Genomic DNA, 23,848 nt, shown 5'->3' with positions numbered 1-23,848 from the left:
CAAGTGCCACGTTCATCATGAACGTGGCACTTAAGGCGTTTCGCTGCCCATCATGTCAATCAGCTGTTCATCGTTAGGCAGGCCTTGAATACGATCAATGCGAATAGAGCCGCTCTCCGTTTCACGCTGAAAGGCACTGGTTGGCGTTGCGTATAATCCTAGCTCTTCAAACAGCTGATTATTGGCATATACCTGTTCTTCGATATTCCGTGGCTGGGCGCTTGCTTCAACGCTTTGCTGACCACTTTCATGTGCCTTCAGCGTGGCAGCGGGATCGTCGGCACCTAAAATAGCGGCGGCTTTACCCGGGCTGTCAGCGGCTAAAATGCCCACCATAATATGGCGCAACTGCACATCACCGGCCTCTACCCAGGGGCGAGCGTTTTGCCAGAACTGGCGGCAGTAGGGGCAGTTGGCATCGGTGAAAACGTAAATCACGCGGGGGGCGTTAGTGTCACCGTCTTGAATCCAGTGGCTCTGTGCTAATAACTGCCAAGTTTGTGCTTCTAGCGGTGCTCGTACATATTCATCCAGCTGCGCATCAGTGAGGTCATTGCCTTCACTATCCATCAGCGTACCCACAATGACGTGTTCCCCATCAGGGGTTAAGTAGGCGGCCATCTCCTGGCCCTGCCTCATCATGCCATAGCCGCGTAAATCGCCGGGTGAATCAAACTGTCCATGGATTTCAAAGCCTTGGTCAGCGAGAGACTGTATCGGTGCAGGAAGATCGTCGGCATAGCCGATAGCTGTGCTTCCCAGTCCTGCAAGTAATAACATGCCACTGATGATGGGTTGGTAATGTAAGCGCACGTTTGGTTATATCCTTAGTTGTAGGCTATTAGCCAGCGTACCGCATAAGGAGAAAGAGCGCCCTCAACATTCCAGGGATTATCGGAATCAAGTGCTTGCCAAGTGTGCCTACCTAGCGTCTGTATGATGGCCTCACCGCCATTTTCTAGCGCAAACGGCGTATCGGTAACGTTATACAGCGCTAGCAGACGCCGGCCATCCGCAAGTGGGCCGCGTTCCACGGCGAGCAGCTCAGGGGCTGATGCCAAGGTCCGCTGTGCGGCATTAGGGTGAAAGCAAGGCTCTTGGCGGCGCTGGTCCAGCAGCCGATTTAAGGTGTGAAAAACATCGTGGGTGGGCGTGGAGGGGCTGTCTAGCAATAGATCAAGTTCGCTACGTTGCCAGCGACGACGGTTAATCGAGCGCAGACGGCCGCTGCGTTCAACGCCTTCTACATCGTTGAGCGTGCCCGTTAGTGTGTGGATATACAGCGCAGGAATCCCTTGTAAGCTCAGCATAATCGCTTGGCTACATATAAACCGGGCAATCTGCCAAGGGTCAGGGCCACGGCGGGTGCCGCGCATGGCTTCGAACCAGGTAATATTAATCTCATAGGGCGTATCGCTGCCATCCGGGTTGCTGCGCATGCTGACAAAGCCACCAAAACGATGCATGAGCTCCAACAGTGCATCACGTTCATGATCAGGCAGTAGCCCTTCCAGCGGACGTACGCCAATGCCGTCGTGGCTAGCGGTAAAGTTCAGGTAAGTACAGTGATCGGGGAGGATGGGTAGGCTAGCGAGCCATGTTTGCAGCGTATGGGTCTCGCCCCGGGTTAAGGTGTGTAGCAATAGCGGCGGCAGAGCAAATTGATACACCATGTGCGCCTCATCGGGCTCGCCGTCGGGGAGTCGTTCCAGCCCGAAATAGCTGATGTTCTCCTGATGAGGAACGTTGGTTTCGGTAATAAGTAGTGTGCCGGGGGCGATGTGATCCACTATGGCCCGTAGTAGGCGCACCACGGTATGCGTTTCTGGCAAGTGAATACACGAGGTACCCAGCCGCTTCCATAAGAAGGCCACCGCATCCAAGCGCACAATCCGCGTGCCTTGCTCCAGGTAGAACAGCAAAATACCCACAAACTCTAACAGTACGTCGGGATTTTCAAAATTCAGATCAAGCTGGTCTTCGGAAAATGTTGCCCACAGATAGCGCGTGCCGCGACGGGTTGATATCGGCACTAGCAGAGGGCTGCTACGAGGGCGCACTACTTGAGAAACATCGGTACTGGGATCAACTTCGATAAAGTAGTCGCGGCCGGGCAGGCTACCGCTAAGATAATCTACGCACCACAGCGATTCTCGTGAGACGTGATTGAGCACTAAATCGGCCATCAAATCATAATGGCTGGCGAGCTCGCGAATATGTGACCAGTCGCCCAGATCGGTATTGACTTCCCGGTAGTGGATGACGGAGAAACCGTCGTCACTGCTCCACGGGAAAAAGGGCAATACGTGCACTCCACTGATACGCTCGCCTAACCTCGCCTGGAGAAAGTCGCTGAGCACGGCCAACGGTGGTAGGTCTTCCTCAACAATGGAGTCGCCGTAGCTGATCACCCACTGATCTTTCTCGCTCCAAAACGGTGCATTCTTAGGTTGAATATCGATGCCCGTAGACGAAAATGGGGCAAGTGACAGGAAGTGCGTAATATGCTGGTTTAAACGACGCTGGACCTCGCAAGCTCGAGGGCCGTAAAGATGGCTGAGGTAGCCGTGGACGGTCTGCTCAAAGGTGGGCATGACGGACTCCTGATAAACAATCTGCTACAAACGCTGCAGCTTGTGTGCCAAATCGCTACAATGCGAGGTAGATACCGCGTTTAAACGCTAACTCGTGGGCCCGCTGACACGAGCTGACAACAGGTTGACCGCCATGCATTGCCCTTTTTGTGGTGCAAACGATACTCGAGTGACCGATTCGCGGTTAGTAGCCGATGGCGACCAAGTACGCCGTCGACGCCAGTGTGCGAGTTGCCAAGAGCGATTTACCACCTACGAAACGGCTGAACTCGTTATGCCGCGGGTAGTGAAATCCGACGGTTCGCGAGAAAGCTTTAATGAGGCCAAATTGCGTGCCGGTATACTGCGTGCGCTAGAGAAGCGCCCAGTCAGCGCAGAAGCCATTGAAGCGGCGGTGGAGCGCATCCGTCAAACCCTGCGCGCGCGGGGTGATCGCGAAGTCAACGCCCGCGATATCGGTGAGTCAGTCATGCTGGCGCTGAAAACGCTGGATCATGTGGCCTATATCCGGTTCGCCTCGGTATACCGTAAGTTTCAGGATTTGGACGAGTTTCGCGCGGAGATTGATCGATTGTCTCAAGAGCCATCTCAAGAGCCCGGCGACGGCAGCGAGCTGTTGAAATGAGTGCCGTCTTTAGTCAAGCCGATCACAGCTATATGGCGCGGGCGCTACAGCTGGCAAATAAAGGGCTTTACACGACCGATCCTAATCCGCGGGTTGGCTGTGTGATCGTTAAAGATGAACTGGTCGTTGGCGAAGGTTTTCATCTGCGTGCCGGGGAACCACACGCGGAAGTCCACGCCTTAAACGCCGCAGGTGAACGTGCCCAAGGCGCGACGGCATATGTGACGTTGGAGCCCTGTTCGCACACCGGTCGCACTGGGCCCTGCGCTCAGGCGCTCGTGGTGGCCAACGTGGCCCGCGTCGTTGTTGCGATGGTCGATCCCAACCCTCAGGTCAGTGGCCAAGGTCTACAGCGGTTAGAAGCGGCAGGCATTGACGTCGCGGTGGGTTTGCTAGAGAGCGAAGCGCGCGCGTTGAATCCTGGTTTTATTGCCCGAATGACAGCTCAGCGGCCCTTTGTGCGCTTGAAGATGGCGATGAGTTTAGATGGTCGTACGGCGATGGGGTCAGGGGAGTCACAGTGGATTACCGGGCCAGAGGCGCGCTGCCAAGTGCAGCGACTGCGTGCACGGTCTAGCGCGATATTGAGCGGCGTTGAGTCGATGATTATGGACGATCCGCGACTTACGCTTCGCGCTGAACAGCTCCAGCTCGATAATGCTGACGACGTGGTTCGTCGTCAGCCTCTGCGGGTTATTTTAGACACTCGGCTACGCTTGCCATTAGCCGCAGCCTGTTTGAACGAACCTGGGCGTACCCTGGTGATTACCACGCCAGAGCACTTGGCTGAAAAGCGCGAACGGCTAACTCAGGCGGGCGCTGAAGTCCCCGTACTGCCAGCCGGTAGCGACGGGCGTATCGACCTCGCTTTAATGCTGCAGTGGCTAGCTGAAAATGAACAGATTAATGAGCTGCTGGTAGAAACTGGCGCAACGCTCGCGGGCGCCATGCTTGATGCTGAACTGGTCGACGAGCTGCAGCTGTTCGTGGCGCCGACGCTGTTAGGAGGTGAAGCGCGGCCACTATTTGCGCTGCCCGGGCTTTCCCGTATGGCCGATCAGCGACGTTTAATCATTCTTGATATGCGGGCGGTGGGGCGCGACTGGCGCATTATCGCTTCCCCTCAGCCGACTAGCGCCAGTGACGATACCAAGGTACCCTGACGCGCGAAATCGCAGCAAACGCGAGCACCTTTCGCGACAACATTTTTTGGAGATTCCATGGCGCACTCCTCCTCTAGGGGGCTATCCCCTATCGCTGAGCTGGTGGACGATATCCGCCAAGGCAAAATGGTGATTCTCATGGACGATGAGGATCGCGAAAACGAAGGTGATATCATTATGGCCGCCGAAAAGGTGCAGGCCGAGCATATCAACTTCATGGCCCGTTTTGCCTGCGGTCTTATCTGTATGCCAATGACGCGAGCCCGCTGCGAGCAACTTAATTTGCCGCTAATGGTGCGCGATAACGGCTCTGGCTTTGGCACCAAGTTTACGCTTTCGATTGAAGCGACTGAAGGCGTCACTACCGGCATTTCCGCTGCCGACCGTGCGCGTACCGTACAGGCCGCCGTGGCTGTGCATGCCAAACCGTCCGATATTGTTCAGCCGGGGCATATTTTCCCGCTGATGGCCGAACCGGGAGGCGTGCTGCGTCGTGCAGGGCACACAGAAGCCGCCTGTGACTTAGCGGCGCTGGCGGGATTTGACCCCAGCGGCGTCATCTGTGAAATCATGAATGATGACGGCAGTATGGCGCGCCGCCCAGAGCTTGAAGCGTTTGCTGAGAAACACGATATTAAAATCGGTACGATTGCAGACTTGATTCATTATCGTATCGTCAATGAGCAGACCGTCGATCATATTGAAGCGTCTTCTGTGACGACTTCTCATGGTGAGCTTGAGCTGCATGTGTTCCGTGATCGCATTCAGGGCGCTCATCATTTGGCGCTAGTGAATGGCCAGCCTACCGCCGAGGAGGTCACCACGGTTCGCGTGCATCTGACCGATACGCTACGCGATGTGATGGGATTGATGAAGGGTGAGCAGTGCCGCTGGGATGCGCACGGCGCACTGGAAGAGATTGCCGGCTCAGCACCCGGCGTATTTGTGTTGATCGATGACGGAAGGCCGCATCAGGATTTAAAAGATCAGCTGGATATTTTCCTTGATCGCGTTCGCCAGCCGCGTACCAGCGACTCCGATGGCGCCGGCAATTATTTAACTATCGGCACTGGCTCGCAAATACTGCGCTATTTAGGCGTGGGTAAAATGCGATTACTTAGTTCACCGTGGAAGTTTTCCGCGCTTTCCGGCTTTGATCTCGAAGTCGTTGAGCGTCTTGGCCCTAATGACACGGCGTATGAGCCAACTTCTCAGCAGGAATAAATTGATGCACTCCCTCTCTCAAGTTGAAGGTACTTTTGTTGATGTCGATGGCCGTTACGTCATCGTGGTCGGCCGTTTTAACCACCATATCGTCGATAGCTTAGTAGAAGGTGCTATCGATAGCTTGACGCGTCATGGCGTCGACGCTGAGCATATTCACATTGTTCACGTGCCGGGCGCTTGGGAACTGCCGCTAGCGGTTAAGCGCGTGCTGACAGTGATGAAGCCTGATGCGGTGATTGCGCTAGGGGCGGTGATTCGCGGCGGAACCCCTCACTTCGAATACGTAGCCGGCGGCTGCAACACGGCGATCAACCACCTGCAGCTTGAATTTGATACCCCGATTGCCAACGGCGTGCTAACTGTTGAAAGCATCGAGCAAGCGATTGAACGCGCGGGCACGAAAGCGGGCAATAAAGGTACCGAGGCGGCGATGGCGGCAATGGAAATGGTGTCTTTGCTACGGGCGCTTTCGCCAGGAGATTCTAAATGAGCGAGCGCAAACCGTCTGCCGCTCAGCAGAGTCGTCACGCCGCGCGTGAGTTAACCGTGCAAGGGCTTTATCAGTGGCACATGACGGGCAAATCCATCACTACCATTGAAGCGGAGTTTCGAAGCCAGGTTGCCGATGATGACTTGGAAGATCACGAAAACTGGGTGAAAGTGATGGAAATCGCCGATAAGGCGCTGTTCCATGAGCTGCTTCACAACACGGTGCGTTATAAAGCAGAGCTGGATCGTGATATCTCGCCGTTGCTAGATCGCCGCTTGGAAGATCTTGATGCAGTGGAGCTGGCGATTTTAAGGCTGGGGGCTTACGAGCTGTCCCGCCGTATGGAAGTGCCTTATCGCGTCGTGATTAATGAAGGCGTTGAGCTGGCTAAGTCATTTGGCGCCACTGATGGCCATAAATACGTGAACGGCATTCTGGACAAGCTGGCAATTCGCTTGCGCAGTGCCGAAGTCAGCGCTCGTCGTCTCTGAACGTGAGCGGTATGACAATGCGTTTAAGGGGCCTTTGTGCTTGCCGAATTTGATTTGATTCAACGCTACTTCATGCCGTCGCAGGAGGCTTCGGTGTCTGATGGCGTCGCATTAGGATGTGGCGACGATGCCACGCTACTGGTGCCGCAAGAAGGCCAGCGGTTGGCCGTTAGCGTTGATACCTCGGTAGTGGATGTGCACTTTCCCCGCGAAGCTCCGGCATTTGCGGTGGGCCACCGTGCATTGGCCGTAGCGCTTAGCGACTTAGCGGCCATGGGCGCTAAGTCGCGCTGGTGCTTAATGGCGCTGACTTTTGATCAGCGCTCGTTTGCTGACGACGACGCGACCCAGGCATGGCTAGCCGACTATGCGCGCGGCTTTCACGCGCTTAGCGAGCAACATGCCACTACGTTGGTAGGAGGCGATGTTACGTCAGGCGCTCTTTCTATTGGCGTTACCGTGATGGGTGAGGTGCCAGTAGGTGAGGCACTCACTCGAGGTGGTGCTCAGGCGGGCGATTTAATTGCGGTGACCGGTGTGCTAGGCGGTGGAGCCGGCGGCCTGGCACTCTGGAAGCAGGGTGAGCGTGATTTAAGGCATCCGCTGTTAAAGCGTTACTTATTGCCTGAACCGCGCTTGAGCGCAGGCATTGCGCTGCGTGGTTTAGCTACCGCGGCTCTGGATATTTCCGACGGGCTGCTGGCTGATTTAGCGCACTTGCGCGCGGCCTCTCACGTCGGGGCAGTGATCGATATAGACGCCTTACCTCTAGCAGACGGCCTGGAAAACGCGCTAGGCCTGAAAGCCGCGAGGCAGTCAGCGCTCTGCGGTGGTGACGACTATGAGCTGCTAGTAACATTAAGTAGTGACAATATTGCTAAAGCGCAGCAGCGCTTGGCGCCATTGGGGTTAACGCTAACCGTCATAGGCCGCTGTCAGGAAGTGCTAGGTATTAGTGCTACTGATCAGGCAGATATCAGTGGCTATGCTGGTTGGCAGCATTTTAGTGGGGAAGCGCCATGAATCGTGCACCGAAAAGTGTCTGGCGTCGTCCAACGCATTTTTTTGCCTTTGGCTTAGGCAGCGGCACAGTGCCTTGGGCACCCGGTACGTTTGGCACCCTAGCTGCGATTCCTTTTTATTGGATGATGGCGGATTTGCCCCTAGGGTGGTATTTAGGTATCTGCTTTGTCGCTTTTATTGTGGGCGTTTGGCTATGCGATAAAACATCGCATGATTTAGGTGTGCATGACCATTCAGGCATTGTGTGGGATGAATTTGTCGGCTATTGGTTGACCATGGCGGCGGTGCCTTTTTCGTGGGAGGCTGCGCTATGGGGATTTGTGGTGTTCCGCATATTTGATGTTTTCAAGCCTTGGCCAATTCGCTGGGCAGACCGCCGCGTCGCCGGTGGTTTTGGCATTATGATTGATGATGTTATGGCGGGGGTTTACGCCTGGAGTACGATGCACCTTTGGTTCTGGCTGCACTAAGCAAGATGCTTAGTCAGCGGTTAGTAGCAAAGTGAGCAGGCCGTCGTCAGAAGTACAAATTCTGTAGATCGGTTTTTCGGGTGCATTGGCTTCAACTATTTGCTTTAACTACGTTTGCGTCGAGTGCGTTGGTTTCAAGGAGAGAGTATGCGCAAGGAACGTTTGATTGTCCCCACGCTGGCGGTAATCGCCGTGGTATGGGTGGCAGCGCAGCTTCTCTCAAGCATTCTTTTTGAACGTAGCCTGCATCAAGCCTTAGAGGATTTAGAAGCGCGTGGCGAGTGGCGTGTTAGCCGCACTGAGAGCCGCCAAGGCTGGCTAAGCTCCCATGGTAGGCTCATTCTCTCACCGCTTTTAGGCCGCCCTTGGCGGCTCGAGCTTAACTACAACGCCCGGCACGGTATTCTCAGTACCGACGTTGAAGGTTCCCTTTTACCCCGCTTAGATACCGTGTTGCAGCAAGCTGTGGGTGAAGTGACCGCGCCTTCTGTGCCGCGCTGGCAAGGTCGCTATCATACCCTGAGCGGCCACAGCGAGCTGCGCCTTGCCCTGGCTCCCTTCGTCATTCAACAAAATGGCCGTGAACTATCCGTTCGCGGCGCTCGGCTGCGCTTAGAAGGCGTGTTTGGCGACTGGCGCTTGCGTGCAATGCTAGATCAGCTCACGTTGACCGATGGCATGTCTCAGCTGGCGGTTGGGCCCACCGTTCTTGAGAGTCGCTATACCTACACCGACGGTGCCTACCACTTTTCGCAGCGCGATCATTTAAATATTGAAACGCTGCAGTTGAGCTATCCCGCGTTTGTGATGCAGCTTTCGCCCTTGGATTTAAGTAGCCATATGATATTGGATGAAGGCGAGCTGCGTATTAAAGGTGAGCTAGAGGTGGGCGACGTACTGGTGCCTTCAGAGGCGCCTGATACGCCGCTGATGAATGGCCGAATCGAGATGGAACTTTCTCGCTTGAACGCCGACGCGGTGCGCCATGGCATTCGCCGTTTACGCCAGGAAGCCGCTTGGGGAGACTCAAGCCTGCCGATGGCAGAGGGTTTGTTAGCCCGCCTTGAACCAGATTTGCGCAATATGCTCAGTGACTCACCGCGCCTGGATGTCATGACCGTCGCCATTGACAGCCCATTATTGGGCATTCGCTTAGACGCGGACGGCGCGCTCTTTTTCGATGCCCGCAAGTTAGATGAGTTAAGTGTCGTCGATTTGGACAAAGACAAAGAGCAGGCTAAATGGCTTGAACGCATTGATGGCGATTTCACCTGGCGCGAAGCCCCCACCGTAGCCGCGCTATGGCTAGGGCTACCGCTAGGCACTCGTGAACTGCAGTTTGACGTTATACGTGGCGTATGGCGGGTTAACGGTCGCCCAATGCCTGAACTTTGGCCGTAATCATTGATGAGTGCTTAGCTTACCGCATGATTTAAACACCCGGTTATAGGCGTGAAGGGTTGAAGTTTCGGCTATGTGCCCGCATTCCATTGGCAACGTTAGGCGGTTCTCACCGCCGATATCGGTTCATTGGAGGGCGCATGAGCGACCAAGATTACGACCGCGATGATGAGCATCTTGACTGGCAAGTAGACGACGAGTCTTCTTCAGCCACTGACAAAGCTTCTCACCAGGGCCATGACGAACGCTCTCAGAAAGCGAATGAAGAGCAGGGCAGCCAAGACTACCGTTCAGACGGCGAGCGGGTAAATTCTATAATGCCCGCCAGCGAAATGCTGCCGGAGCGCATCTATCTTCTTCCCATTCATAATCGTCCTTTCTTCCCCGCCCAGGTTCAGCCTTTAGTAATTAACCGTGAGCGCTGGGAAGAGACCATGCGCCGCGTTGGCAACACGCCACACCACATGATTGGCGTTGCGTTTGTAGGTGAGCAGGGCGTCAGCTCTATCGACCACGAAAGTTTTCCTGAGATCGGTACTGCCGTCAAAGTCCATAAGTTAAAAAGTGAAGATGAGCAAATTCAGTTTATTGCTCAGGGCAGGCAGCGCTTTAAAATTACCCGCTGGCTCTCCAAAGAGCCGCCGTATTTGGTGGAGGTCACTTATCCAAAAGAGCCGGTTGATGCGGAGAATGAAGAAACTCGCGCCTACGCTATGGCGATTATCAACGGGATTAAAGAGCTGCTGCCGATAAACCCGTTATATGGCGAAGAGCTTAAGCATTACCTCAATCGCTTTAGCCCCCATCAGCCAGGCCCGTTAACCGATTTTGCAGCGGCGATTACCTCTGCCAAAGGCCCCGAGCTGCAGGATGTGCTTGCCACGTTAGCGGTCGGCGAACGCATGCAAAAAGTGCTGCCGTTGCTGCGTAAAGAAATCGACGTGGCGCTGCTACAGGGTGAAATTAGCGAGCAGGTTAATGCGCAGATGCAGGACCGTCAGCGCGAATTTTTCCTGCGTGAACAGCTTAAAGTGATCCAGCGCGAGCTAGGTATTTCCAAAGATGATCGTGAAAACGATGTGGATACTTTCAGGGGGCGCCTGGATGCGCTAGTGGTGCCTGAACGCGTTCAAACACGAATTGATGATGAGCTTACCAAGCTCAGCGTCCTGGAAACCGGGTCGCCAGAGTATGGCACCACGCGTAATTATCTCGACTGGCTAACTTCGTTGCCTTGGGGCGTGACCAGCCAAGACCAGCTGGATCTTCCGCATGCCCGTCAAGTTCTGAATCGAGATCACGACGGTCTCAACGACGTTAAAGAACGCATTATCGAATTCCTGGCCGAAGGTACTTTCAAGGGCGATGTTGGCGGTTCGATTATACTGCTAGTTGGCCCGCCAGGGGTGGGTAAAACATCGATCGGGCGATCGATCGCTGAGGCGCTAGGCCGTCAGTTTTACCGGTTTTCGGTCGGCGGAATGCGCGATGAGGCGGAAATCAAAGGCCATCGACGCACCTATGTAGGCGCTATGCCTGGCAAGCTCGTGCAGGCCTTTAAAGAGGTAGAGGTCGAAAACCCCGTCATCATGCTGGACGAAATTGACAAGCTGGGGCAGTCCTTCCAGGGGGACCCCGCTTCGGCGCTGCTGGAAGTTCTTGATCCCGAGCAGAACGTCGATTTTCTCGACCACTATCTTGATGTCCGGATGGACCTTTCTAAGGTGTTGTTTATTTGCACGGCGAACACCTTGGATTCGATCCCCGGGCCATTACTTGATCGCATGGAGCAAATTCGCCTTTCTGGCTATATCGCGGAAGAAAAATTGGCGATTGCCAAGAATCATCTGTGGCCGAAATTGCTTAAACGCGACAATTTACCTAAAAAGCGCATTAATTTAACCGATGCGGCTTTAAAACAGGTGATTGAAGGCTACGCTCGTGAAGCCGGGGTAAGACAGCTGGAGAAGCAGCTGCACCGTATTGTGCGTAAATCAGCCGTGAAACTGCTGGAAGACGATATTGAAACGGTCAAAATTTCAGTTAAGAACTTAGAAGAGTTTTTAGGGGCGCCGATCTTCCGTAAGGAAAAAGTGTTAACCGGTGAAGGCGTTGTAACCGGGCTTGCGTGGACGTCCATGGGCGGTGCAACGCTGCCGATTGAGGCAGGCAAGGTGCACTCCTTGGATCGCGGTTTCAAACTCACCGGAAAGCTGGGTGAGGTGATGCAGGAGTCGGCTAATATCGCGTACAGCTATACGCTTGGCCACCTGCAAGAATATGGCGCCGATGCCGATTTCTTTGACTCAGCGTTTGTGCACCTGCACGTGCCGGAAGGAGCGACGCCAAAAGATGGCCCTTCGGCAGGCGTTACGATGACGACGGCGCTAATGTCTCTTGCCAAGCACCACGCCATTGATAGGCCGCTGGCAATGACCGGTGAGCTGACGTTAACCGGTCAGGTGCTGCCGGTCGGAGGTATTCGCGAGAAAGTGATTGCCGCCCGGCGTAGCGATATATTCGAGCTAATTCTTCCCGACGCTAATCGGCGTGATTACGAAGAATTGCCTGACTATCTGAAAGAGGGCATGACGGTGCACTTCGCCAAGCGCTATCGCGACGTCGCTGATGTCGTATTTGGCCGTGGCTAAGGTTAAGCTAAGTTTAAACTACGCTTAGAGATTAAAGCGATGCCAATAGCCCGGCCCGCTTCTTACAAGGCTACTGTACTCGTATTGATAGAACAGTACTGGTAGAGCAGTGTTGATAGAGCAAGCCGGGTAATAAATCGCAATAATACATGTGAAGGAATGCAATGAAGGCGACCATTAACGTTGGATTAGTTGGTTTCGGTTTCGCTAGCCAAACCTTCCACGCACCGCTGATCCAGGCCACAGACGGCCTGGATTTGGTGGCTGTATCATCGAGTGACGCTGCCAAGGTACGGGGATCTTTACCTAACGTCGAGGTGGAGAGTCAGGCACTAGCGCTGTGCCAGCGTAGCGATATTGACCTCATCGTTATCCCTACCCCCAACGACACGCACTTTTCACTGGCTAAAGCGGCGCTTTCTGCGGGTAAGCACGTGGTGGTCGATAAACCGTTCACGGTCACGGTGTCAGAGGGCAAACTGCTCAAAAAACTAGCTGATGATAAGGAGCGGCTACTATCGGTATTTCATAACCGCCGCTGGGATAGCGATTTTCTAACCGTAAAAGCGCTGCTAGAAGCGGGCACCCTAGGACGCGTTGTCAGCGTCGAATCACGCTTTGATCGCTTTCGCCCGCAAGTAATTGATCGCTGGCGTGAGAAGGCCGCGCCAGGGGGCGGTATTTGGTACGACCTGGGGCCGCATCTGCTAGACCAGACCTGCGAGCTGTTTGGCATGCCGCACGCCATTTTGCTGGAAGTAACCGCTCGGCGTGATGGTGCACAGGCTGATGATGACTTTCTTGCCGTGCTGGATTATGAAAGCTTTCGCGTTACCCTGGCAGCGAGCACGTTAGCGGCCGACCCAACGCCACGCTTTCGAATTCACGGCACCGATGGCAGCTATGTTAAGTATGGTTTAGATCCGCAGGAAGAGCGTTTGAAAGCCGGTGAGGTGCCCGGAGCACACTGGGGGAATGATACTCAGCACGGTACGCTAACGTTACGCGAAGGGAAGGGGGAAAGTACGCCGCTAATACAGCGCGAATATGCCACTTTGCCCGGTGATTATCTTGCCTATTATCAAGGCATTGCTGCCGCTATTCGCGAGCAGGCGCCGCTGCCGGTTAGCGTAGATGACGCACTGCGCTCAATGACGTTGCTAGAAGCAGGGCTAGATAGCCACCGTCAACGGCGCTGGATTTCTTTGAAGCATCATTTCTGAAGCATCGCGTCTGAAGTCAAAGCAGCGTTGGGTAAACGCCAACGCTGCTCTCATTCATTTGTGATTAGAGTAAATCAGTGGCGTTGTGACGCTTTTGTTCCCGCATTCTATCCCTGGCGATATAAAGAGCGGCAATGGTGCGCCCTTCATGGAAGTCATCGCGCATTAAGAGCGCAGGCAGCTCTTCTAAAGCATGCGTTTCCACAATCAATGGTTCGGGTTCATCACCCGGCAGCCGCTTGGGATAAAGGTCGGTGGCGAGCAGTACCTGCATGCGATGGCGCATATAGTTAGGGGCCAACGAAAGCTCGACCAGCGGTTCAATGCAGTGGGCACCAAAGCCACACTCTTCCATCAGCTCACGGTTGGCCGCGGTGATGATGTCTTCACCGGGGTCGACCAGGCCTTTCGGTAGCGTCAGTACGTAATCCTCAAATCCCGCGGCGTATTCTCGGATTAGCAATACGTGATCAGGATCTGGCATTGCCACAATCATCACCGCACCGCGATCAGCGCCGGTTAAACGCTCGAACTGACGCTCTTCGCCGTTAGAAAAACGCAGTGATAATGACTCCACTTGAAATAAGCGACTTTGCGCCACACATTCACGCGATAAAATTTGCGGTTTGCGCAGGTAATCAGTACTGCTGCGGGTGTCGGGATCATGAGGGGCTGAGGGGGAGTTGGGCATAAAGGAGTCGGACATAAAAGCGTGCCTCCATGGCTGGTAAAAGGCGGTTAAGCTACAATAGCACGCTTACTCCTTACGCGACCGGAGCGACAATGATTGATTGGCGCGAGATAGACACCGTCCTTCTCGATATGGACGGTACGCTGCTAGATTTACATTTCGATAGCCATTTTTGGCTTGAGCATTTACCGCGGCGCTACCGTGAGTTGCACCAGTTAGATGAAGCCTCTCAAGAGGCGCTAAAGGCTCGCATTGTGGGTGAGCAGGGCACTCTGAACTGGTACAGCCTAGCGTACTGGAGCCGCGAGCTAGGGGTCGATATTGTTGCCTTAAAGCGCGAAGTACAGCACTTAATTGGCCTACGCAGCGACGCGCTGGATTTTCTTAAATGGTTAAAGCAGGCGCATCCTCGCGTCATCCTGGCCACTAATGCCGATCGTGCGAGCCTTGCCTTGAAGCTCCCGCTGACTGGTTTGGAAAGCTACCTGGATGCAATCGTTTCTTCTGAAGACGTAGGCGCTGCCAAAGAAGAGCAGGCATTTTGGTTCGCGCTACAGGAAATCGAAGCCTTTGATCCTGCCCGTACGCTATTTATCGATGACAACGCCAGCGTGTTAGAGAGTGCCCGTGAGTTTGGCATTAAGCATTTATTGGGCATTAAACAGCCGGATAGTCAGCGGCCTGAAAAAGAGCTGCAGGAATTTATTGCTCTGGATCGATTTGCCCAGCTGCTGCCTGAACAGCTGCCGATGTCGTCGTAACGACAAGGAGAGCATGCATGAGTGAAAGCGTACGCTTAGATAAATGGCTGTGGGCTGCGCGTTTTTTTAAAACCCGTGCGCTTGCCAAAAAAGCGATCGAAGGCGGCAAGGTGCATTACGATGGCGCCCGCGTTAAGACCAGTAAAAACGTCGAAGTGGGAGCCAATATTCGCGTGCCGCAAGGATGGGAAGTTCTTGAGGTAGACGTGATATCGCTTTCTAACCAGCGCCGCGGTGCGCCGGAAGCACGCATGCTCTATGCAGAGACCGACGAAAGCATACAGCGCCGTGCACGGGAAGCCGAGGCTCGGCGACTCACCAATGAAGCGATGCAGCATCCGCTCAAGCGTCCCGATAAAAAGCAGCGTCGCGATATCCAGCGCTTCCAGCGTCATCAGGGAGAGTAATTCCCACGCTTTTAGTCACCACCGCTAAACATCAGCTGCACTTTAAACAGTAGGTAGTTAAATCATGTCCGATCAAATTCAACGCTTTATATTCGATCAAACCAATGTGCGCGGTGAAATCGTCACCCTGTCTGCCGCCTATCACGAAGTGTTGGATCGCCACGCCTACCCACCCGCTGTTAATGAGCTGCTGGGCGAGCTGCTGGCAGCGGTGGCGCTGCTTACTGATACGGTTAAGCTGGATGGCACGCTGAGCATTGAAGTGCGCGGGCGAGGCGCGCTGGCATTATTAATGGCAGAGTCCAATCCTGGCGGTGAGCTGCGCGCGATTGCCCGTATTGCAGAAGATGCCGCGCTGCCAAGTGAGCATGCAAGCTTTCGCGAACTGGTGGGCGAAGGCCAGATTGTAATAACGCTCGATCCTCGTGAAGGCAATCGTTATCAAGGTATTGTGGCGTTAGATCAAGACACGCTGAGCGGCTGCCTAGAGGACTATTTCAGCCAGTCAGAGCAGTTGCCGACTCGCCTATGGCTGGCGGCGAATGAGGAGCGCGCCGGTGGTTTACTGTTGCAGCGCCTGCCGGAAGCATCGCAAAACCAAGATATCGATGCCTGGAGCCGCAGCGTGCAGCTGGCCGATACTATCAAAACAGAAGAGCTGCTGGGGCTTGAGCAGCGCGAAGTGCTGTACCGTCTTTATCATGAAGAAACGGTGCGCGTCTTCGATCCGAAAGATTTACGCTTTGGCTGCACGTGCTCTCGCGAGCGAATGACGTCCGCGCTGTACTCGTTAGGCCAAGACGAGCTGCGCGATATTCTTCAAGAACAGGGCGCAATTGACACGCAATGCCACTTTTGTCACACGAAATATCACTACACGGCAGCGGATATTGAAACTTTGTTGGATGACCCTGAAGCGCCATCACCGACAATTCACTAATTATGTAGTCAGATGCAGCAGGCAATGGATCTGCCCTTCGTCGCGGGAGGGCCAGTAGATTCAATCAATTCGGCGCCTCTTGCAAACGGCCGTTTTATTATTTACTGCGCTGCAACACAAAATGTAGTGTCTATGTAGTAGTTTAACTACACGATCTTTGATCTTCGCCCCCGTTTCCCGGGGGCTTTCTTTTTGCCATAATGCGCCCGACTTCAGCGCACCCAGCCGGTTTAGCCATGGTTGGGATGAACTTTAAGGCGATGGTAATGAAGATGCTTGCACGTTAGACGCGTCACGTCGTGGTAAGCAGCTCCTTTCGCCCGGTAAACGAGACACAACGGCCTTAAGGCCAGGAATCGACATGACCACGACTCAAGCTGCTCCCCAAGCCCACGTCAACCTCAGCAGCGCCGAACTGATCGAGCGCGCAGTGGCACGTGGCGAAGGCCGCCTGTCGGCCAACGGTGCTCTGGTAGTAAATACGGGCCTGCGTACTGGTCGTTCTCCGAAAGATCGTTTTATCGTCGATGAGCCCTCTACGCGCAGTCAAATCGATTGGGGCGGTGTCAATCTGCCTTTCGATTCCGACAAATTCAGCGCCTTGTGGAACCGGGTTGATGAGTATCTAGTTGGCCAAGAACATTTCGTGACTGAACTTCACGTCGGCAGTGATTCCGCTCACTACTTGCCGGTTCGCGTCACCACCCAAACCGCTTGGCAAAATCTGTTTGGCCGTACCATGTTGGTGCGTCCTCAGGCTTATAACCAAGCCGCTAAAGACGAATGGACAATCCTTAATGCCGCGGGCTTTGAGTGTGATCCCTCGCGCGACGGCACTAACTCTGATGGTTGTGTAATCATCAATTTCGCTGAGAAGAAAGTGCTAATCGCCGGCATGCGTTACGCCGGTGAAATGAAAAAAGCCATGTTCTCCGTGCAAAACTTCCTGCTCCCAGCTGCCGACGTGCTGCCCATGCACTGCTCGGCTAACGTTGGTGAAGATGGCGAAACGTGCCTGTTCTTCGGCCTCTCTGGCACCGGTAAAACCACGCTTTCCGCTGACCAGGCGCGCTTTTTGATTGGCGATGACGAGCACGCTTGGGGCGACGGCATCGTCTTCAATATGGAAGGCGGCTGCTACGCCAAGTGCATCGATCTTTCTGAAAAGAACGAGCCGGTTATCTGGAACGCCATCAAATTCGGCACCGTGCTTGAAAATGTTGTGTTGGATGACCGCCGTGAGCCCGATTACGCTGACGACAGTTTGACTCAGAACTCCCGTGCCGCCTACCCGCTAGAGCACGTCGAGAAGCGTGTGCCGGAAAACCTCGCGGGCGAGCCGAACGCTATTGTGTTCCTGACTTGCGATATGTCTGGCGTGCTGCCACCGGTGTCCGTGCTGTCTAAGGAAGCGGCGGCTTATCACTTTCTGTCAGGCTACACCGCCAAAGTCGGCTCAACCGAAATGGGCTCGTCTGAAGGTTTGGCCGCGACGTTCTCTACCTGCTTCGGCGCGCCGTTCTTCCCGCGGCCTGCGCGTGAATACGCTGATCTTTTGATCAAGCGTGTCGACAAAAAAGACGCTCAGGTGTACCTGGTCAATACTGGCTGGACCGGCGGCGCTTACGGTGAAGGCGGCTCACGCTTCTCCATCCCGACGACTCGCGCCATCATCAGTGCGATTCAGTCCGGCGTGCTGCGCGATATCGAAACCAAGCATATTGATGGCCTTAATTTGCAGGTGCCTGTTTCCGTGCCGGGCGTTGATTCTAGCCTGCTTGATCCGCGTGAAACCTGGCAAGACCGTGATGCATACGATCGTCACCTCAAAGAACTGGCGACGAAGTTTGTTGATAATTTCAAGAAATTCGAAGGCGTCAGCGACGCTATCGTCAAAGCGGGCCCTCAGGGCTGAAAATAGGCTTGCCTGTCAGTGTTATCAAAATGGGACAGTGCTTCGGCACTGTCCCATTTTTTATGGGTGGCTGCGGATCATTGTGATGTCGTCTGATCATGGCTTTTGTTTATGACCGATGATGAGGCGCCGAAAGGGGGGCGGTCCGGTTACGCTGCAAGTCATGCCAGCCGTGGTAGGTTTGTGGTACCTTGGCAACATATCAAATGCTGCATGAGTTAGTTGTAATTTATGGATGTCAATCAGCGTATTATTTCGCGCTTAGCCACTGAGTTAAGCGTACGTCCCGAACAAGTCTCTGCCACGGTGGAATTGCTGGATGGCGGCGCCACCGTGCCGTTTATTGCCCGTTATCGTAAAGAAGTCACCGGCGCCCTAGACGATATTCAGCTACGTCAGTTAGATGAGCGCCTGCGCTATCTGCGCGAGCTTGAAGAACGCCGTGCCGCAGTGCTAACCGCCATTGATGAACAGGGCAAGCTGGACGGCCCGCTGAAGGCAAGCATTGATGCCGCTGAGACCAAGCAGCGGCTGGAAGATCTGTACCTGCCCTTTAAGAAAAAGCGCCGTACCAAAGCACAAATCGCCCGCGAAGCAGGGCTTGAGCCATTGGCGGATGCACTGCTGGCTGATCCTACGCTAAGCCCTGAAAGCGAAGCCGCTCATTATTTACGCCCGGCGGAAGGCGATATTCCCGCCATCGAAGATGCCAAGGCTGCGCTGGATGGCGCCAAGCAGATTTTGATGGAGCGCTTTGCCGAAGACCCCGAGCTGATTGGCCAATTACGCGAACGGCTGTGGCAAGAGGGCGAACTTAATGCCCGTGTGCTTGAGGGCAAGCAGCAGGAGGGCGCTAAGTTCTCCGACTACTTTGAGCACGACGAGAAGCTGGCCAAAGCGCCTTCGCACCGCGCGTTGGCAATGTTTCGCGCGCGCAACGAAGGTATCTTAAGCCTGTCGATTCGTTTGCCTGGTGAAGACGATGCCCCGGTTCATCCTGCCCAGGTGACGATTGCCAAGCAGTTCGGCATTAGTGATCAAGGCCGTGCGGCGGATAAGTGGCTCGCTGAAGTGGTTCGCTGGACTTGGCGCGTAAAACTTTATACCGCGCTGGAAACAGAGCTGCTGGGCCGCCTACGCGAAGCCGCTGAATTAACGGCTATCGAGGTATTTGCAGCCAACCTGAAAGACCTGCTGCTAGCGGCACCGGCGGGCCAGAAAATTACCCTCGCGATTGATCCAGGCCAGCGGACGGGCTGTAAAGTTGCGGTGATTGATGCCACCGGCCAGTTTATTGACCAGGCGACTATTTACCCTCATGCGCCGCAGAATCGCTGGGATGAGTCGTTAGGCGTGCTAACCAAGCTGATTAAACAGCACGGCGTTGAGCTGATTGCTGTTGGTAACGGCACCGCTAGTCGTGAAACCGACAAGCTGGCAGGCGAGCTGGTCAAGGCGCTGGCGCCCGCGCACCGGTTAAGCAAGGTGATGGTCTCAGAAGCCGGCGCCTCGGTGTATTCTGCCTCTGAATACGCCTCTCGTGAACTGCCTGATTTAGACGTCACTATCCGTGGCGCGGTGTCCATTGGCCGTCGCCTGCAGGACCCGCTCGCCGAACTGGTCAAAATTGAGCCCAAGTCGATCGGGGTGGGGCAATATCAGCACGATGTTTCTCAGGTGCAGCTGTCGCGAAGCCTGGAGGTTGTGATCGAGGACTGTGTTAATGCGGTCGGTGTCGATCTCAATACCGCCTCCAGCGCGCTCCTGTCACGGGTTGCTGGGCTGAGTGCGGCGCTGGCTGAAAATATTGTTGCTCAACGCAATGTAAAGGGCGCTTTTAAAAGTCGTAAAGAGCTATTAGAGGTGAGCCGCTTAGGCGCGAAAACCTTTGAGCAGTGCGCCGGCTTTCTGCGCATTCATAATGCGAATAACCCGTTGGATACTAGTGCCGTTCACCCTGAAGCCTATTCTTTGGTGGAGCGTATCGCCAAGCAGGGTGGTCGTGAGGTGAAAGGCTTGATTGGCGATAGCGCGGCGCTAAAAGCGTTCAAACCTGCCGACTTTGCCGATGAGCGTTTTGGTGTGCCTACGGTCAGCGATATTCTTAAAGAGCTAGATAAACCTGGCCGTGACCCGCGCCCTGAGTTTAAAGCTGCCGAGTTTCGTGAAGGGGTCGAAACGCTGAAAGATCTCAAGCTCGCCATGGTGCTGGAAGGTACCGTTACCAACGTCACGCACTTTGGTGCGTTTGTTGATATTGGCGTCCATCAGGATGGCCTGGTGCACATCTCGGCGTTATCCGACCGGTTTATCGACGATCCGCGCAGCGTTGTAAAGGCAGGGGATATCGTGACGGTTAAAGTAATGAGCGTTGATATTGCGCGTAAGCGAGTAGGGCTTTCCATGCGCTTGGATGATCAGCCTGAGGCTGAAAACGATGTTAAGAACGGTGCTGAACAGCAGAACGCTCAGCGAAAGCCTGCGCGGGGGCAGCGTAGTGCTTCGAAGCCCTCTGAACAGGCGGCACCTATGGGTGCACTTGGCGCCGCTTTGTTAAAAGCGCGTGGCGGGGAATAGTCATAGGCAGCGGTAACGTATCGCGCGCCTTGAAAAAGCGATGTCTTGATAAGCGATGCCTTGAAAAATACATGGTTGCCGCCATATCCTGCCTTTTACTGCGCTAAGCAGAGATGCTGACGATGCCATCTGATTTCACCAAGGCCCGCCGTCGGCGGGCTTTACTGACAAGGAGTGTTCACCTTGACTGAACCACTCACTGTGCCATCCGCGCTGACTGCGCAAGTTGAACGCCTGCTTCCCAGTGCGCGCCTTGGCCGGTTGGGCCGCTTGCGTCGTGGGCTTGAAAAAGAAGGATTGCGAGTTGACGCCAATGGCCAAATTGCGCAAACCCCGCACCCGCACGCGCTGGGCTCTAAGCTAACCCACCCGCATATCACCACCGACTACTCCGAGTCGCTGCTTGAGTACATTACGCCGGTTTACTCACAGCCGGGTGAGGCGTTGTGCTTTTTATCTGACCTGCATACGTTTACCTATCATCACTTAGAAAATGAGTGGATTTGGCCTGGCAGCATGCCGTCTAGGCTGTCTGGCAACGACAGTGTGCCGATTGCCGACTACGGCAGCTCCAATGTTGGCACCATGAAACATGTTTACCGCAAAGGGTTAGACATGCGCTATGGGCGCATCATGCAGGCGATTGCGGGCGTTCATTACAACGTGTCGTTGCCGGATGATATGTGGCACGCGCTGCGTGAAATGGAAAAAGCCACCAATATCCCCTTCAACGATTATCGCTCCACCCGCTATTTCGGCATGATTCGTCATTTTCGCCGTCATAGCTGGTTATTGCTGTATTTATTTGGTGCGTCACCGGCCATCGATAAAAGCTTTCTGCCTGCAGGCAATGTGCCTGATAAGCTGCAGTCGCTCAGTGACGACACGTATTTTGCGCCTTACGCGACGACCCTGCGTATGTCGGATCTTGGGTACCAAAACAAAGTGCAGTCGCAGCTTAAAATCTGTTTTAACTCGCTGTCGAATTACGTTAATACGCTGCGTCACGCGATCTCATCGCCATGGCCCGACTATGAAGCAATGGGTGTTAACGTAGATGGCGAGTGGCGCCAGTTAAACGCTAACATTCTGCAAATTGAGAACGAATATTACAGCGATATTCGTCCCAAACGTGTCGCTAAGCACAACGAAACGCCAAGTCAGGCGCTGGAAGCCCGCGGCGTGGAATACATCGAAGTGCGCTGCTTAGATCTCAATCCCTTCGATCCGCTTGGCGTGAATGAAGTCCAAATGCGCTTTGTGGACACGTTCTTGATGTGGTGTCTGCTCAGCGATAGCCCATGGATTTCCGACGAGGAATGTGACCGCTTAGACGACAATCGTCGTTGGGTCGTCGAGCGCGGTCGCGATCCTGAACTTAAGCTATTTAATCATGGTAAGCCCACTTCGGTGAGCGAGTGGGGCGAACAGATCTTTGCGGAAATGGGCGAAGTGGCCCGTCTGCTTGACGGTGTAGAAGAAGGTACACCTCACGCAGAGGCATTGGCGAGTCTTGCTCCCAGGCTGAGTGACCCCTCACTTACGCCTTCCGCTCAGGTGCTCGAACGGCTGAAGGAAAATGGCGGCTCGTTAAGTGATTTGATGCTGAGTTTGGCTCAAGAGCAGGCGGAGCAGCTGAAGGCGGCGCCGATGCAGCGCTGTCGTGAAGCGTTGTTAGCCCAGCTAATTGAAACATCTCACCAGCAGCAGCACGATATTGAAGCCGCTGACCAAGAGACGTTCTCTGAGTTTCTTCAGGTTTACTTTACTAAAGCACGCGAATCCCGCGCTTTGTCGGCGCTACCTTTTGAGGCTCATCAATGATCCTGCACTCTTTTCGCTCAATAGCTCTGGCCGGCTTAGCTTTCTGTGTATTGATGATGGCGGTCGCTCTTGGCCTTGAGCATATCGGCGGCTATGAACCCTGCCCGCTGTGTATTTTTCAGCGCGTCGCAGTGATTGCAGCAGGGGTTGTGTTCGCCATTGCAGCCATACATAACCCTGCAGGCCGCGTCGGCAAAGTCATTTACGGGCTTTTATCGCTGGCGGCCGTTGGAGCCGGTGCCTTTGTCGCCGGGCGCCACGTGTGGTTACAGTCGCTGCCGGCTGACGAGGTTCCTTCATGCGGGCCTGGGCTCGAATACATGATGGATATCCTGCCCATGCGGGACGTCGTGTCCATGGTGTTAAACAGCTCGGGTGAGTGTGCCAATATAGATTTCGCGTTGCTAGGGCTTTCACTACCTGCCTGGACGTTGATCGGTTTTGCCATCTTGGCTATCGCCGTGCTGCGTATGCTAGTGCTCGCCGTGCGTCAACGTTAAGGCTAGGTGACAAGGAGTGCGGCGTGCTTTACAAACACTTTGCCAGCCAAGAAGAGATTGATCGTGCCTACGACCCGATGCTGGGTCGGGACCCGATGGTGTTGGTAAATGATTGGCGCAAGCGTAGCGAGGCATCGCGGGAAAACCATCGCGTCACCTTGGATCTTGCTTATGGCCCTTCGCTTGCTGAACGTATGGATATCTTCCATGCCGATAGCCCTAAAGCGCCCGTACATGTGTTCTTTCACGGCGGCTACTGGCGCTCGCTTAGTCATCGTGAATTTAGCTTTATCGTCGATGATCTCGTTAAATCCGGTATCACGGTGGCGGTGGTTAACTATGCGCTGTGCCCTCAGGTGCGCTTTAGCGAGCTGGTGCGGCAGAGTCAAGCGGCGGTGGCCTACGTTTCTTGTCATGCCAACGAGCTGGGCGTTGATCCATATCAGCTGAGTATTTCAGGGCACTCAGCGGGCGGGCACCTGTGTGCCATGCTGATGTCGACCGATTGGCAGGGCACGTTTGGCTTGCCGAACGAACTGATTCGTGGCGCCCTGTGTGTGAGCGGTTTATACGACCTGCGGCCGTTTCCGTGGTCGTGGCTGCAGCCTAAGCTTCAGCTGACGGGTCGTGATGTGCACGAATTCAGCCCGTTAGGGCTAGCGTGTCGAGTGCCTTCGCCTATGCATCTCGTGTCAGGTGAGCTGGAGCTGGATGGATTTCAAAGCCAAATGAACGACTATAGCGAGCATTTGCGTCAGCACGGCCAGCACGTTACCCAGCAGCTAGTCCCCAGCGTGGATCACTTCACGATTCTTGAGCACTATCTTAACGGTGGATGCTTTGTTGAATGGATTAAAGCGTTTCACGACTAAGCT

The 23,848-nt window shown here is 54.5% G+C and carries 21 protein-coding genes; 18 read left to right on the top strand and 3 right to left on the bottom strand.

The window, feature by feature from the left end; translation table 11 throughout:
* Positions 1-30 precede the first annotated feature (30 nt).
* Both dsbG and CIK78_RS14175 read right to left on the bottom strand, forming a co-directional pair.
* The gene (dsbG, locus tag CIK78_RS14180; RefSeq protein ID WP_255249107.1) at positions 31-813 is read right to left on the bottom strand and encodes a thiol:disulfide interchange protein DsbG; all 783 of its coding nucleotides are present in this window, start codon (positions 811-813) and stop codon (positions 31-33) included.
* A gap of 14 nt (positions 814-827) precedes the next feature.
* On the bottom strand, positions 828-2,594 hold the full coding sequence (locus CIK78_RS14175; protein ID WP_096281300.1) for a sugar phosphorylase: 1,767 nt from the start codon (positions 2,592-2,594) through the stop codon (positions 828-830).
* A gap of 133 nt (positions 2,595-2,727) precedes the next feature.
* Between CIK78_RS14175 and nrdR the strand changes: the two genes are divergently transcribed.
* From nrdR to CIK78_RS14125, 10 genes are all read left to right on the top strand, one after another.
* Entirely contained in the window at positions 2,728-3,219 is a 492-nt protein-coding gene (gene nrdR / locus CIK78_RS14170) for a transcriptional regulator NrdR (RefSeq protein WP_096281298.1), read from the top strand.
* Positions 3,216-4,382, top strand: a complete 1,167-nt coding sequence (ribD, locus tag CIK78_RS14165) for a bifunctional diaminohydroxyphosphoribosylaminopyrimidine deaminase/5-amino-6-(5-phosphoribosylamino)uracil reductase RibD (RefSeq protein ID WP_096281296.1) — start codon at positions 3,216-3,218, stop codon at positions 4,380-4,382. Before nrdR ends, ribD begins: the two co-directional genes overlap by 4 nt.
* Positions 4,383-4,439: 57 nt before the next feature.
* Complete coding sequence (ribBA, locus tag CIK78_RS14160; protein ID WP_096281294.1) at positions 4,440-5,606, top strand: bifunctional 3,4-dihydroxy-2-butanone-4-phosphate synthase/GTP cyclohydrolase II; 1,167 nt, start codon at positions 4,440-4,442, stop codon at positions 5,604-5,606.
* A gap of 4 nt (positions 5,607-5,610) precedes the next feature.
* Entirely contained in the window at positions 5,611-6,099 is a 489-nt protein-coding gene (gene ribE / locus CIK78_RS14155; protein ID WP_096281292.1) for a 6,7-dimethyl-8-ribityllumazine synthase, read from the top strand.
* Positions 6,096-6,590: a transcription antitermination factor NusB gene (gene nusB / locus CIK78_RS14150; protein WP_096281290.1), complete on the top strand. Its 495-nt coding sequence runs from the start codon at positions 6,096-6,098 to the stop codon at positions 6,588-6,590. Before ribE ends, nusB begins: the two co-directional genes overlap by 4 nt.
* 36 nt (positions 6,591-6,626) lie before the next feature.
* Entirely contained in the window at positions 6,627-7,613 is a 987-nt protein-coding gene (gene thiL / locus CIK78_RS14145; RefSeq protein ID WP_096281288.1) for a thiamine-phosphate kinase, read from the top strand.
* Positions 7,610-8,083 carry a phosphatidylglycerophosphatase A gene (locus tag CIK78_RS14140; protein WP_096281286.1) on the top strand — a complete coding sequence of 158 codons (474 nt, stop codon included), beginning with the start codon at positions 7,610-7,612 and terminating at the stop codon, positions 8,081-8,083. Before thiL ends, CIK78_RS14140 begins: the two co-directional genes overlap by 4 nt.
* 147 nt (positions 8,084-8,230) lie before the next feature.
* Positions 8,231-9,484, top strand: coding sequence for a DUF945 family protein (locus CIK78_RS14135; protein WP_096281284.1), 1,254 nt, complete (start codon positions 8,231-8,233; stop codon positions 9,482-9,484).
* 140 nt (positions 9,485-9,624) lie between these two features.
* Positions 9,625-12,135: an endopeptidase La gene (gene lon, locus CIK78_RS14130; RefSeq protein ID WP_096281282.1), complete on the top strand. Its 2,511-nt coding sequence runs from the start codon at positions 9,625-9,627 to the stop codon at positions 12,133-12,135.
* Positions 12,136-12,299: 164 nt separating this feature from the next.
* Positions 12,300-13,358, top strand: a complete 1,059-nt coding sequence (locus CIK78_RS14125) for an oxidoreductase (RefSeq protein WP_096281280.1) — start codon at positions 12,300-12,302, stop codon at positions 13,356-13,358.
* A gap of 64 nt (positions 13,359-13,422) precedes the next feature.
* Here the strand turns inward: CIK78_RS14125 and nudE are convergent, their stop codons facing one another.
* Positions 13,423-14,049 carry an ADP compounds hydrolase NudE gene (gene nudE, locus CIK78_RS14120; protein WP_096282393.1) on the bottom strand — a complete coding sequence of 209 codons (627 nt, stop codon included), beginning with the start codon at positions 14,047-14,049 and terminating at the stop codon, positions 13,423-13,425.
* Between the two features lie 92 nt (positions 14,050-14,141).
* Between nudE and yrfG the strand changes: the two genes are divergently transcribed.
* The 8 genes from yrfG (at position 14,142) to CIK78_RS14080 (ending at position 23,845) form a co-directional block, all read left to right on the top strand.
* Positions 14,142-14,810: a GMP/IMP nucleotidase gene (yrfG, locus tag CIK78_RS14115; protein WP_096281278.1), complete on the top strand. Its 669-nt coding sequence runs from the start codon at positions 14,142-14,144 to the stop codon at positions 14,808-14,810.
* A 17-nt stretch (positions 14,811-14,827) separates the two neighbouring features.
* Complete coding sequence (locus CIK78_RS14110; RefSeq protein WP_096281276.1) at positions 14,828-15,217, top strand: S4 domain-containing protein; 390 nt, start codon at positions 14,828-14,830, stop codon at positions 15,215-15,217.
* A 64-nt stretch (positions 15,218-15,281) separates the two neighbouring features.
* Complete coding sequence (gene hslO, locus CIK78_RS14105) at positions 15,282-16,157, top strand: Hsp33 family molecular chaperone HslO (protein ID WP_096281274.1); 876 nt, start codon at positions 15,282-15,284, stop codon at positions 16,155-16,157.
* A gap of 361 nt (positions 16,158-16,518) precedes the next feature.
* Positions 16,519-18,072 (top strand): phosphoenolpyruvate carboxykinase, encoded by a 1,554-nt coding sequence (locus CIK78_RS14100; RefSeq protein WP_096281272.1) that lies wholly within the window; start codon positions 16,519-16,521, stop codon positions 18,070-18,072.
* 231 nt (positions 18,073-18,303) lie between these two features.
* Entirely contained in the window at positions 18,304-20,649 is a 2,346-nt protein-coding gene (locus tag CIK78_RS14095) for a Tex family protein (protein WP_096281270.1), read from the top strand.
* Positions 20,650-20,832: 183 nt separating this feature from the next.
* Positions 20,833-22,473: a glutamate--cysteine ligase gene (gshA, locus tag CIK78_RS14090; protein ID WP_096281268.1), complete on the top strand. Its 1,641-nt coding sequence runs from the start codon at positions 20,833-20,835 to the stop codon at positions 22,471-22,473.
* The gene (locus CIK78_RS14085) at positions 22,470-22,973 is read left to right on the top strand and encodes a disulfide bond formation protein B (RefSeq protein WP_096281266.1); all 504 of its coding nucleotides are present in this window, start codon (positions 22,470-22,472) and stop codon (positions 22,971-22,973) included. Before gshA ends, CIK78_RS14085 begins: the two co-directional genes overlap by 4 nt.
* Before the next feature lie 23 nt (positions 22,974-22,996).
* Positions 22,997-23,845, top strand: coding sequence for an alpha/beta hydrolase (locus tag CIK78_RS14080; RefSeq protein ID WP_096281264.1), 849 nt, complete (start codon positions 22,997-22,999; stop codon positions 23,843-23,845).
* The last annotated feature ends 3 nt before the right edge of the window (positions 23,846-23,848 follow it).

This window comes from Halomonas sp. JB37 (genome assembly GCF_002332255.1).
Classification (GTDB): Bacteria; Pseudomonadota; Gammaproteobacteria; order Pseudomonadales; family Halomonadaceae; genus Vreelandella; species Vreelandella casei.
The sequence above is the reverse complement of the archived record's forward strand: the minus strand, read 5'-3'. Positions and strand labels throughout refer to the sequence as shown.